Source organism: Phytohabitans flavus (genome assembly GCF_011764545.1).
GTDB lineage: Bacteria > Actinomycetota > Actinomycetes > Mycobacteriales > Micromonosporaceae > Phytohabitans > Phytohabitans flavus.
In genome coordinates, this window is the sequence record NZ_AP022870.1 from 8385797 (window position 1) to 8397535 (window position 11739).

An 11739-nucleotide genomic window follows, 5' to 3' on the forward strand; every position below is an offset into this window, starting at 1 on the left:
AGGCGCGGGCGTCGCGGGCGAGGGCTGGGTCGTGTCTTCGCCCTCCGGTCGGCGGGCCTGGGCACCTTCATCCGTCATGCTTTCGATCCTCGCCGCTGCCGCACCCGAACAGCCTCAGGCACCAACCCTGACCCCACCCTGAGATCTCCGCGGCGAATGTCCGGGGCGTCCCCGTGGCAAGGGGACGTAACTCGTGTGACGATCGGTGAGCAGGATTCGAGCGCGAAGGAGTAGAGCGATCGTCACCGTCGGGACCCAGCAGCCCCGCCTCACCCGTTCCCGCGACCAGCGCGTGGTGGCGGGCGTTGCTTCGGGCATCGCGCGCCACCTGGGCATCCCCGTGGTGCGCGTGCGTATCGCGTTCGTGGTCCTGCTCCCGCTCAGCGGCCTGGGGATGCTCCTCTACGCGGCGTTCTGGGCGGTGCTGCCGCTCCAGGCCGGCTCGGCCCAGGAGCCACCCCGGCGAAACTTCATGCACCTGCTCCCGTTCATCGCGATCGGGCTGGGCCTCATCCTGGTGCAGACTCTCGCGTTCGGCTTCGGCGCGCTCGGCGTCACCGGCCTGGCCGGCTGGCTTGTCGCGATCATCGCGGTCGGCGCCGGCATCATCTGGCACGAGTCCGACCCGGAGCGGCGCCGCCAGTGGAGCGAGACGCTGCCCCGCGTGCCGTGGCTGGGCGCGGTGGTCGACGAGAGCGACCGGCGAGCGTTCCTGCTCCGCTTCATCGGCGGCGGCGTGCTCGTCTCGGTCGGCATCATCGGCGTCGTCGCCGTCTACTCCCCGGCAGAAAACTTCGGCGCGGTCATCAACGGCATCATCTTCGCGCTCGTGGGTCTCGCCGGCGTGGCGGTGGTGGCCGGCCCGGTGCTGTGGCGTACGTACAACCAGCTGCGCGCCGAGCGTGAGGGGCGCATCCGGGAGACGGAGCGGGCCGAGCTGGCCGCGATGGTGCACGACCAGGTGCTGCACACGCTCGCGCTCATCCAGCGCAATGCCGCGGACGTCAAGGCAGTGCAGCGGCTCGCCCGAGGTCAGGAGCGGAGCCTGCGCAACTGGCTGTACAAGCCGATCGCCTCGCCCACCGAGCGGTTCGCCGCCGCGCTGGAGCAGGTGGCGGCCGAGGTCGAGGATACGTATGCGATCAGCGTGGAGACGGTCGTGGTGGGCGACCGGGACACCGACGAGCGGGTCGGCGCGTTGGTGGCCGCGGCCCGCGAGGCGCTCGTCAACGCGGCCCGCCACGCCAAGGTGCAGACCGTCTCCCTCTACGCGGAGGTCGAGCCCGACCAGCTGAGCGTCTTCGTACGCGACCGGGGCGCCGGCTTCGACCCCTCCACGGTGGAGGATCATCGGCATGGCGTCCGCGGCTCCATCATCGGGCGGATGCAGCGACACGGCGGGCGCGCGCAGATCATCAGCGAGCCCGGCGATGGCACCGAGGTGCGCTTGTTCCTGCCGACAACAAGCCGGGAGAGCGTCTCCAGTGGGAAGGACGCACCATGACCGACCAGACCGAGCAGGCCGAGCAGCGGCGGCTGAGGGTGTTCCTCGTCGACGACCACGCGATGTTCCGGGCCGGCGTCCGCGCCGAGTTGGGCGTGCACGTCGACGTGGTCGGTGAGGCGAGCACGGTGGCCGAGGCGATCTCGCGGATCGCCTCAATGGAGCCGGACGTGGTGCTGCTCGACGTGCACATGCCGGACGGCGGCGGCCGGGCCGTGCTCGACGCGATGCGCCGCAGCCACCCGCAGGTCCGGTTCCTCGCCCTCTCCGTCTCCGACGCGGCCGAGGATGTGATCGGCCTGATCCGGGCCGGCGCCCGGGGCTACGTCACCAAGACCATCTCGCCGGACGAGTTGGCCGCGGCGATCCGCCGGGTCGCCGACGGCGACGCGGTGTTCAGCCCGCGGCTGGCCGGGTTCGTGCTCGACGCGTTCGCCGCGCGCCCGGACGCGCCGGTGGCCGACCCCGAGCTCGACCAGCTCACCAACCGTGAGCGCGAGGTGCTGCGGCTGCTCGCCCGGGGGTATGCGTACAAGGAGATCGCCAAGGAGCTCTTCATCTCCATCAAGACGGTGGAGACCCACGTGTCGAACGTGCTGCGCAAGCTCCAGATGTCCAACCGCTACGAGCTGTCCCGCTGGGCCGCCGACCGCCGCCTCGTATAGACCGCGTCACTCAGTCCGTAGGACCGTGAACGACTCGGCCAGCCGCCCTGGAGGCAGCCCGGCCGCCTCGGCCACCGCGACCAGCCGGTCGCGGAGCCAGCCACCCTCCAGGTCCAGGTGCGCGGTCTGGGAGACGTGCGCGCGCAGTGCCGCCAGCTGGCGGGGGTGCGCCTCCGTGATGTCCACGGCGTGATCCGGGTTGGGACCGCCGGCGTACCAGACCTCTCGCACCACCCACGGCTCCAGCCCCGCCTCCAGCAGCTCGGGGTGGGCGAACGGGTTGCGCGCGTCCGGGTAGATCGCGCACGTGGTGGCCTCGCCGACCGCGAGGTGGTCCGGGTGGCTCGGGCCGGTCAGCCGCTCCCACCGGCGCAGCGGGCTGCTGGTGAGGATGCGGTCCGGCCGGAAGCGGCGGATCGCGGCGGTGATGTCGCGGCGCAGCTCGAAGCTCGGCGTGAGCTGACCGTCCCGGTACCCGTCGAGGAAATCAACCTGCTTGACCCCGATGGCGGCGGCCGCCGCGCGCTGCTCGCGCTCCCGGATTATGGGGATTTGCTCCCGTGGCGTGTCGTCGAATCCACCGGCATCGCCCCGCGTCACGATGACGTACGCCACATCGATGCCGGCGTCCACCCAACCGGCTACCGTGCCTGCGGAGCCGAAGTCGATATCGTCTGGGTGCGCGAACACGGCTAGTACACGCTGGACGTCGGAGAGTGCTGGAGCTGAGGCTGGGAACGTCACAACAACCGATGGTACGACGGAGCGGGCGTCGGCCGTTCGTCCGAAAAGCTCCTGGTCAGAGCCAAATGATCATGGCGAAACATGATCTTTACACAGTATCGACCGCGTCCCGGCAGAATATCGGCTTGATAACGCTCCTTCACGATGGCGGGCGCACGGTGTCACAGTGTCAGCACCTCACCCGCCCCGCACCAGCGCCCAGGAGGCATGGTCATGCACGCAGACGCCGCACCCAAGGCTGTCCGCGATTCAGTAGCCTCCCTGGCGTTCCGCGCGTCGGCGGTGGTGACGACCGATCTCAGCGGATCAACAAACTGCCAGGTCATCGCGAGTGCCAGGCGATAGCCCCCATGGCAGTGACGCCGCGGAGCTGTCGGGCGGCACCGACCCGTAGCTGTGCGAAAAAACTGAGGAACGACAGCGAACCACTCAAGGGAGGCCCTGAGAAATGAGAGTCTCGAAGCGTGCGAGCGCGGTAGCCGCAATCGCGGCTGTCGCACTCGTCGCGGCAGGCTGCGGCGGCGGAGATGACACCGAGGAAAACAGCGGCAACGCGGACAAGACCGCGAATGGCGCTATCACCATCGACGGCACGCAGCCGGCGAACCCGCTGCTGCCGAGCGCAACCAGCGAGACCGGTGGCGGTGACGTCCTCGACTTCATGTGGACCGGTCTGATCAACTACCCGGCGGGTGGTGGCGACCCGGTCAACGCGGTGGCCGAGGACATCGGTACGACGGATGCCCAGACCTACACGGTCAAGATCAAGAAGGGCATCAAGTTCCACGACGGTACCGAGGTCAAGGCGAAGAACTTCGTCGACGCCTGGAACTTCACCGCCTACTCGGAGAACGGCCAGCAGCAGGCCAGCTTCTTCAGTGACATCGATGGCTACGAGGCCGTCCACACCGAGGACCCGGACGGCGAGGAGGGCCCGCAGAAGGCCCCGAAGCCGACGACCGACAAGATGTCTGGTCTGGCGGTCGTGGACGACTACACCTTCACGGTCAAGCTCGCCGCGCCCAACTCGATCTTCCCGGTCAAGCTCGGCTACAGCGCGTACTTCCCGATGCCGGACTCGTTCTTCGCCGCGGCTGACAAGAACGAGTGGGGCAAGAAGCCGGTCGGCAACGGCCCGGTCAAGTTCGTCTCGTGGACGGACAACGTCGAGATCAAGCTGACCCGCTTCGACGACTACACCCTTGACGACAAGGTCAAGATCAAGGACGTCACGGTCAAGCTGTACCAGGAGGACACCGCGGCCTACGCCGAGCTGGTGGCCAACCAGCTCGACTTCCAGCAGCAGGTGCCGTCCTCCTCGCTCGCCGGCGAGAAGTGGAAGGCCGACCTGGGTGCCCGCGGCCTGACCGTGGACATCCCGGTTATGCAGATCATCGCGTTCCCGATCTACGACAAGCGGTACCAGAACAAGGACCTGCGTCGTGCGGTGTCGCTGTCGATCAACCGGGAAGAGATCGCGTCGAAGATCTTCTTCAACACCCGCAAGCCGGCCACCAGCTGGGCCGCGCCGGGCACCCCGGGTGCCACCGGCTTCGACTGCACGACCTGCAAGTACGACCCCGAGGCTGCCAAGGCTGCGCTTCAGGCCGCCGGTGGCTTCGAGGGCGAGATGGTGATCTACTACAACGCCGACGCCAGCCACAAGGACTGGGTGGAGGCCGCGGCCAACAGCGTCGCGACCACGCTGGGCATCAAGGTGCGCGCCGAGGGTATGCCGACCTTCGCGGTCTTCCGGCAGAACATCGACGGCAAGAAGATGACCGGCCCGTACCGCGCCGGCTGGCAGGCCGACTACCCGAACGGCGAGAACTGGCTCGGCCCGCTGTACGTGACGGGCGCCAGCTCGAACGACGGTTCGTACAGCAACCCGCAGGTCGACGCGCTCTACCAGGAGGGCTCGCGGCTGGCTGACGAGAAGGCCGCCGAGGCGAAGTTCGCCGAGGCCATCAAGATCGTCGACGCCGAGGTGCCGTCGATCCCGATCGTCTCGGTCACGCAGCAGTCCGGTATCTCGAACCGGATCGCCCCCAGCGTGAAGACCAACTGGGTCGGCTCGATCGACCTCTCCACGGTCGAACTCGTCTGATCCACCGCTATCAACACCTCAGGGTCCGGCCTACCATCACCGGTAGGCCGGACCCCCTGGGGTTTTCCACCAGGTGACGTGCGGCCACCCCTCGTGCGTCGCCCCCACCCTGTCCAGGCGTCAAACAGGACGCCCCGTCTGGAGGACCCATGGGCCGTTATGTCTTGAGACGGCTACTCCAGCTCATCCCCGTCTTCTTCGGGGCGACGCTGTTGATTTACGCGCTGGTTTGGGCCGTCCCGGGAGACCCCTTCGCCGGCAAGTGCGGCGAGCGGGCTTGCCCGGACTCGTACGTCCAGTTCATGACCGAGAAGTACCACCTGGACGACCCCTGGCCGGTCCAGTACGTCTACTACATGGGTCACCTGCTGACGGGCGACTTCGGCCAGACCTTCGGCGGCCGCGAGATCAGCGAGATCATCGCCCAGGCGTACCCGAACACACTGAAGCTGGCCCTGATGGGTCTGCTGATCGAGGGCGTCATCGGCCTCACCGCGGGCATCCTCACCGGTCTGCGGCGCAACGGCTTCCTGGACAACCTCGTCCTGGTCTCCACGCTCTTCCTGCTGGCGATCCCGACCTTCGTCAGTGGCTTCCTGCTGCAGTTCGTGCTCGGCACCCAGTTCAGGATCATCGATCCAACGGTCGCCGAGGGCGCCCCGTTCTGGGACTACCTCGTCCCGGGGTTCGTGCTGGCCAGCATCTCGATGGCGTACGTGGCCCGGTTGACCCGTACGAGCATCGCGGAAAACTCACGCTCCGACTACGTGCGCACAGCGGTCGCCAAGGGCCTGCCGCAGCGCCGAGTGGTCGGGGTCCACCTGCTCCGCAACTCGCTGATTCCGGTGATCACGTTCCTCGGTACCGACCTGGGCTCCCTGATGGGCGGTGCGATCGTGACCGAGGGGATCTTCAGTATCAATGGAATCGGTCGGGAGGTTTACCGGGCTATCGTTACCAAGGAGAGCGCGACCGTTGTCGGCATCGTGGTCGTCCTGGTGATGGTCTACCTGTTGATGAACCTCCTGGTCGACCTGCTCTACGCCGCACTCGACCCGAGGATCCGCTATGAGTGACCCGACATCTCGCTCCCTGGTCACCACCCAGCCCCCGGAGCATCCTGACGTCGTCGCCGGCGCCGCCCCCCTTGGCACCAGCACCGGCCTTTCCCCGGGCCAGAAGGACAAGCCCCGTGGCCTGCTCGGTGACGCCTGGTACGACCTGCGCCGCAAGCCGCTGTTCTGGATCTCGGCGTCGTTCATCATGCTCTTCGTTCTGATGGCCGCTTTCCCGTTCATCTTCACCAGCCACAGCCCCACCGACCCCGTTGGTACCGGCCTGAGTCGCAGCCTCGAGGGCCCGAGCGGCGACGCCTGGTTTGGCACCGACATCCAGGCGCGGGACATCTTCGCGCGGGTGATCTATGGCGCCCGTGCCTCGATCATCGTCGCGGTGAGCGCCACGATCGGCACCGTGCTGCTCGGGGCGACGGTGGGTGTGCTCGCCGGCTTCTGGGGCGGCTGGGTCGACGCGCTGCTTTCCCGGCTCGCCGACGTGTTCTTCGGGATCCCGTTCGTGCTGGGCGCGATCGTCATCCTCTTCACGTTCAACCCGAAGGGCGCCGGCTCCAACGAGTGGAAGATCATGGGCCTGGTCATCGTGGCGCTCTGCCTGCTGACCTGGCCGGTGGCGATGCGGATTATGAGATCCAGCGTGCTCGCGGCCAAACAGGCGGACTACGTGGTGGCTGCCCGCGCGCTGGGCGCGAGCAATGCCCGGATCATCTTCAAGCACCTGATCCCCAACTGCCTCGCCCCGGTGCTGGTCTACTCCACGATCCTCATCGGTGCGTACATCGGCGCGGAGGCCACGCTCTCCTTCCTCGGCGTGGGTCTCCAGTCGCCGGTCGTGTCGTGGGGCGTCATGATCAGTGACTCTCAGCAGTACATCCGGGTCAGGCCGAACTGGCTGCTGTTCCCCTCTGCGTTCCTCGTCGTCGCCGTGCTGAGCTTCGTGATGCTCGGCGAGGCGGTCCGCGAGGCACTCGACCCGAAGCTGCGGTAGGAGACATCGTTGTCAAACGTCTACGTAGCCGACCAGCCTGAGACGGCGCGCGAGGGTCGGCCGAGCGGCCGCCTCCTCGAGGTCGAGGACCTCCGCGTGGAGTTCCGCACCCGGGATGGTGTCGCCAAGGTCATCAACGGCGTCACCTACCACGTCGACGCCGGCGAGACGCTCGCCGTGCTCGGCGAGTCCGGGTCGGGCAAGAGCGTGACGGCCCAGACCATCATGGGTATCCTCGACACCCCGCCCGGGTTCGTCACCGGCGGCCAGATCCGCTTCCACGACAAGGACATGCTCCAGATGTCCAGCGAGGAGCGGCGCCGCATCCGGGGCGAGGGCATCGCGATGGTGTTCCAGGACGCGCTGTCGGCGCTCAACCCGGTCTTCACGGTCGGATTCCAGATCGCCGAGCAGTTCCGGGTCCGCCGGGGCATGAGCCGGCGTGACTCCAAGATCCGCGCTGCCGAGATGCTCGACCAGGTCCAGATCCCGAATGCGAAGCAGCGGATCAACGAGTACCCGCACCAGTTCTCCGGCGGTATGCGGCAGCGCGTGATGATCGCGATGTCGCTGGCGCTCGACCCCGAGGTGCTTATCGCGGACGAGCCCACCACCGCGCTCGATGTGACGGTGCAGGCCCAGATCATGGACCTGCTCGCCGATCTCCAGCGCGAGCGGCAGATGGGCCTGATCCTCATCACCCACGACCTCGGCGTCGTGGCAGACGTGGCGGACCGGATCGCGGTCATGTACGCGGGCCGCATCGTCGAAGAGGCGAACGTCCACGAGCTGTACGCGAATCCAGCGCACCCGTACACCATCGGGTTGCTGGAGTCGATCCCGCGCATCGACGAGAAGGGGCAGCAGCTCCGGACCATCCGCGGTCTCCCGCCGAGCCTGCTGAAGATCCCGTCCGGCTGCCCGTTCCACCCGCGCTGCCCCATGGCGCAGCCCATCTGCCCCGAGAAGGTGCCGCCGCTGCTCCAGCTCGGGCCGACCCGGGCCAGCGCCTGCCACTTCGCCGAGGAGCTTGTGAAACGTGACTGAGTCAATCCTCGAGGTCCGCGACCTGGTCAAGTACTACCCGGTCAACCGCGGAGTGGTGTTCAAGAAGACGGTCGGGCACGTCCAGGCGGTCGACGGCGTCTCGTTCGACCTGCACAAGGGCGAGACGCTCGGTGTCGTGGGCGAGTCGGGCTGCGGCAAGTCGACGCTGGCCAAGGTGCTGATGCACCTGGAGCACCCGACGAGCGGCAGCGTGCACTACAAGGGCCAGGACATCTACAAGCTACGCGCGGGCGGCCTGCGCAAGCTGCGCCGCAACATCCAGCTGGTGATGCAGGACCCGTACACGTCGCTCAACCCCCGCATGACCGTGGGTGACCTGATCGGCGAGCCATTCGAGATCCACCCGGATGTGGCTCCCAAGGACAGCCGGCGGCGGAAGGTGCAGGAGCTGCTCGAGGTGGTCGGTCTCAACCCCGAGCACATCAACCGCTACCCGCACCAGTTCTCCGGCGGCCAGCGGCAGCGCATCGGCATCGCCCGCGCGCTGGCGCTCCGGCCCGAGGTCATCGTCTGTGACGAGCCGGTGAGCGCCCTGGACGTGTCGATCCAGGCCCAGGTGATGAACCTGCTGGAGAAGCTCCAGGACGAGTTCGGCCTGTCGTATATCTTCATCGCGCACGACCTGTCGGTGGTCCGTCACCTCTCCGACCGCGTCGCGGTGATGTACCTCGGGAAGATCGTCGAGATCGGCACCGAGGACGAGATCTACGAGCGGCCCACCCACCCGTACACGCAGGCGCTGCTCTCCGCCGTGCCGGTGCCCGACCCGAATAGCCGGAAGAACAAGGCGATCATCCGCCTGACCGGCGACGTGCCGAGCCCGACCAACCCGCCGTCCGGCTGCCGCTTCCGTACGCGCTGCTGGAAGGCCCAGGAGATCTGCTCCCGCGAGGTGCCGCTGCTGGAGGTCCGCAGCAGTTCCGACCACCCGAGCGCCTGCCACTTCGCGGAAAAGCGGGAGATCGTGGTCTCGCACGAGGCGGGCGACCTGACCGACCTGCCCACCCGGACGCTCTAGGGGTTTGGTCTCTGGGGGCAGGCGACCGCGCGCAGCGGCGTCTGCCCCAGGGCGCCTGCCCTACAGCGGCCCGCGCCCGGCTCGGAGGATCAAGAGGGCCAGCTGGGTGCCGTCGGCGCCCAGAGCGGAGCGGAAGCGCTCGACGATCTCCCGCTCGCGGGACAGCACGAGCCTCGTGCCGCCGGAGGCGAGACGGGTGGCGCCCACCTGCTGGGAGAGGCTGGCCCGCTCCTGCCAGAGCGCGATCAGCGCGTTGTCGATCTCGTCGATGCGCTCGCGCATGGCGAGGATGCTTTCCGCCGCGTCTGGGGCGTTCGTGCCCGTATCGTCGCTGCTCGCCGGGGTGCCGGGCTGTTCCGCCACGTCGGTGGCCATCGGGTACTCCCTGGGTTTTCGTCCGGTCACCTGGAGTCCAGAGCGCAAAAGCCCCGGGCTCCAGGAGCCCGGGGCTTTTGTAGGTCTAGTGATCAGGCGCGACCTACGGCTGCCGGACTCCCGGAGCCGTAGCTAAAGTAACGCCGCACCTGCTGGATCACGCGGTGAAGTATGCCAGCGGCTCCGGGTGGGGTGCAAGGAGGGACCCCGCGCTTGCGAGGCCCCTCCTACCGGATTTCAGGCGGTCTTCGTGATGCGGTTCTGCGGGCCGGGCGACACCGGAGCGGCGCCCAGGTACGACACGAGCGCGTCGATGTCGAACCCGGGCGCGGTGCCCCGGTCCGTGCCGCTGGTGAGGCGGGTGAACCCGTCACCACCGTTGGCCAGGAAGTCGTTCGTGGTGACGCGGTACGTGGCGGCCGGGTCGATCGGCGTGCCGTTGAGCGCCAGGTTGCTCACCTTGGAGCCGGCCGCCGCGGTCGAGTTGTACGAGTACGTAAAGCCAGCCGAGACCTGAAGGATGCGCTGGACCGTCTGCCCGCCGAACCCGACGAACTGCTGCTCCAGCACCTCCTTGAGCAGCGCACCCGTGAGCGTCTGGGTGACCACCAGGTTGTTGAACGGCTGGACCGTGAAGCACTCGCCGTACGTGACGTCGCCGGGCGCCTCGCCACCGGGCGAGTTGGCGAACGTCATCGGAGCCCGGATGCCGCCCGGATTCATCAGGGCGATCTGGGCACCGGCGCTGGTCGTGTAGGCGAGCTGCGCGTCGGCGATCACGTCACCGAGCGAGCTCTCGCCAGCGGCGTTGTTGGCGTTGGTCAGATCCGCCGTGATCTTGCCGACCACCTTGTTGGCGATCGGGGCGACCGCCGTGCGGTACTTGTCGGCGATCTTCTTGGCGCCCTTGTCCACGAGCTGCGGGTTGCGCACCGGCACGCCGCCCGCGTCGGTCTGCCAGCTACCGTCCGGGTTGCGGACGCCGTTCTCCACGATGACGTTGCGCGCGGCAATCTCGGCGAACCGGCCGCTGCGCTTGTCCAGCGTGAAGTCGATGTCGGTGACGAGCACGCCGTTGCTGCCGGCGCTGGTCACGACCGTCGGGGCGCCCGAGGAGTTGGGCAGCTGACACGAGTAGAAGCGGTGGGTGTGGCCGGAGACCACGATGCCGAACTCCGGACGCAGCCCCGCCACGATGTTGGTGATCGGGCCGGCGAAGTTGGCGCACCCGTCGACCGGCTGCGGGTTGGGCGGAGCGGACTGCGCGCCACCCTCGTGGATCAGCAGCACCATCGACTTCACGCCGACGAAGCGGAGCAGCGTGGCCCACTTGTTCGCGGTCTCGACCTCGTCGCGGAAGTCGACGGTCGAGATGCCCGCCGGGTTGACGATCGAGGGCGTGCCCTTGAGGGTCATGCCGACGAAGCCGACCGGCACGCCGTCGACGATCCGGATGTCGACCGGGAGCAGCAGCGGCAGGCCGGTGTTCTTCTTCACCACGTTGGCGGCGAGGTAGTTGAACTTGGCGCCCTTGAAGCCGTCGCCGTCCTGGCAGCCGTCCACCGGGTGGCAGCCGCCGCGCAGGAGGCGCTGTAGCTCGGTCGTACCCTCGTCGAACTCGTGGTTACCGACCGAGCTGATCTGGAGGCCGGCGTTGTTGAGCAGCTCGATCGAGGGCTCGTCGTGGAACGCCGCGCTGACCAGCGGCGTCGCGCCGACCAGGTCGCCAGCGCCCACGGTGATCGACTCACGCCGCTCGGACTTGGCCTCGGAGCGGAGCTTCTTCACCCAGGTGGTCAGGTACTCCACGCCACCGGCGGGGGTGCCGTTGACCAGGCCACCGCTGCCGGTGGGCGGGTCGATGGCGCCGTGGAAGTCGTTGAAGCCCAGCAGGTTGCCCTTGGCGGTGCGGTTGCCCTTGCCGTGAGCGCCCAGCTCGTACGACACCGAGACCGGAGACATCGGGGTCCAGGCGGCGGCCGCCTGGTCGGACTCGGCGGAGTCGGGAGAACTGAACGGCACGGTTGCGACAACGGCCAGCGCGAGGGCGGGTACGGCGAGGTTACGCAGCACCGCCCAGCCGCGCGAGCGCGGTGGGGTCATAGTGTCTCTCCCTAATGTGCATATGCGCATGTGCGAGAACAACAGAGGTCATGTTTCTCGTCAGGGCATGATCACACCAGATCTGGCCGGT

The 11739-nt window shown here is 68.0% G+C and carries 10 protein-coding genes; 7 read left to right on the forward strand and 3 right to left on the reverse strand.

Translation table 11 applies throughout. From position 1 onward, the window contains the following. Positions 1-214: 214 nt before the first annotated feature. Both Pflav_RS37260 and Pflav_RS37265 read left to right on the forward strand, forming a co-directional pair. Entirely contained in the window at positions 215-1504 is a 1290-nt protein-coding gene (locus tag Pflav_RS37260; protein ID WP_232072786.1) for a PspC domain-containing protein, read from the forward strand. Next, positions 1501-2169: a response regulator gene (locus tag Pflav_RS37265; protein WP_173041319.1), complete on the forward strand. Its 669-nt coding sequence runs from the start codon at positions 1501-1503 to the stop codon at positions 2167-2169. The genes Pflav_RS37260 and Pflav_RS37265 overlap by 4 nt, the downstream gene beginning before the upstream one ends. 6 nt (positions 2170-2175) lie before the next feature. Here the strand turns inward: Pflav_RS37265 and Pflav_RS37270 are convergent, their stop codons facing one another. Next, the gene (locus Pflav_RS37270) at positions 2176-2913 is read right to left on the reverse strand and encodes a PIG-L deacetylase family protein (RefSeq protein WP_173041320.1); all 738 of its coding nucleotides are present in this window, start codon (positions 2911-2913) and stop codon (positions 2176-2178) included. Positions 2914-3361: 448 nt separating this feature from the next. On the opposite strand from Pflav_RS37270, the gene Pflav_RS37275 reads away from it, so the two are divergent. The 5 genes from Pflav_RS37275 to Pflav_RS37295 all read left to right on the forward strand — a co-directional run bounded on the left by Pflav_RS37275 (position 3362) and on the right by Pflav_RS37295 (position 9170). Then, complete coding sequence (locus Pflav_RS37275; RefSeq protein ID WP_173041321.1) at positions 3362-5020, forward strand: peptide ABC transporter substrate-binding protein; 1659 nt, start codon at positions 3362-3364, stop codon at positions 5018-5020. Between the two features lie 149 nt (positions 5021-5169). Further along, positions 5170-6096 (forward strand): ABC transporter permease, encoded by a 927-nt coding sequence (locus tag Pflav_RS37280; RefSeq protein ID WP_173041322.1) that lies wholly within the window; start codon positions 5170-5172, stop codon positions 6094-6096. Further along, positions 6089-7084 carry an ABC transporter permease gene (locus tag Pflav_RS37285; RefSeq protein WP_173041323.1) on the forward strand — a complete coding sequence of 332 codons (996 nt, stop codon included), beginning with the start codon at positions 6089-6091 and terminating at the stop codon, positions 7082-7084. The genes Pflav_RS37280 and Pflav_RS37285 overlap by 8 nt, the downstream gene beginning before the upstream one ends. 9 nt (positions 7085-7093) lie before the next feature. Beyond that, the gene (locus Pflav_RS37290; protein WP_173041324.1) at positions 7094-8131 is read left to right on the forward strand and encodes an ABC transporter ATP-binding protein; all 1038 of its coding nucleotides are present in this window, start codon (positions 7094-7096) and stop codon (positions 8129-8131) included. Continuing rightward, positions 8124-9170, forward strand: coding sequence for an ABC transporter ATP-binding protein (locus Pflav_RS37295; protein WP_173041325.1), 1047 nt, complete (start codon positions 8124-8126; stop codon positions 9168-9170). Before Pflav_RS37290 ends, Pflav_RS37295 begins: the two co-directional genes overlap by 8 nt. A gap of 60 nt (positions 9171-9230) precedes the next feature. Here Pflav_RS37295 and Pflav_RS37300 read toward each other — a convergent pair whose 3' ends face one another. Continuing rightward, complete coding sequence (locus tag Pflav_RS37300) at positions 9231-9545, reverse strand: chorismate mutase (protein ID WP_173041326.1); 315 nt, start codon at positions 9543-9545, stop codon at positions 9231-9233. A 237-nt stretch (positions 9546-9782) separates the two neighbouring features. Next, positions 9783-11648 carry a bifunctional metallophosphatase/5'-nucleotidase gene (locus Pflav_RS37305; protein WP_173041327.1) on the reverse strand — a complete coding sequence of 622 codons (1866 nt, stop codon included), beginning with the start codon at positions 11646-11648 and terminating at the stop codon, positions 9783-9785. Between the last annotated feature and the right edge of the window lie 91 nt (positions 11649-11739).

Excerpts from the sequence above, each read along its gene's own strand:
- Pflav_RS37265 (WP_173041319.1), top strand. The coding sequence starts at position 1,501 with ATGACCGACCAGACCGAGCAGGCCGAGCAGCGGCGGCTGAGGGTGTTC.
- Pflav_RS37275 (WP_173041321.1), top strand. The coding sequence starts at position 3,362 with ATGAGAGTCTCGAAGCGTGCGAGCGCGGTAGCCGCAATCGCGGCTGTC.
- Pflav_RS37280 (WP_173041322.1), top strand. The coding sequence starts at position 5,170 with ATGGGCCGTTATGTCTTGAGACGGCTACTCCAGCTCATCCCCGTCTTC.
- Pflav_RS37285 (WP_173041323.1), top strand. The coding sequence starts at position 6,089 with ATGAGTGACCCGACATCTCGCTCCCTGGTCACCACCCAGCCCCCGGAG.
- Pflav_RS37300 (WP_173041326.1), bottom strand. The coding sequence starts at position 9,545 with ATGGCCACCGACGTGGCGGAACAGCCCGGCACCCCGGCGAGCAGCGAC.
- Pflav_RS37305 (WP_173041327.1), bottom strand. The coding sequence starts at position 11,648 with ATGACCCCACCGCGCTCGCGCGGCTGGGCGGTGCTGCGTAACCTCGCC.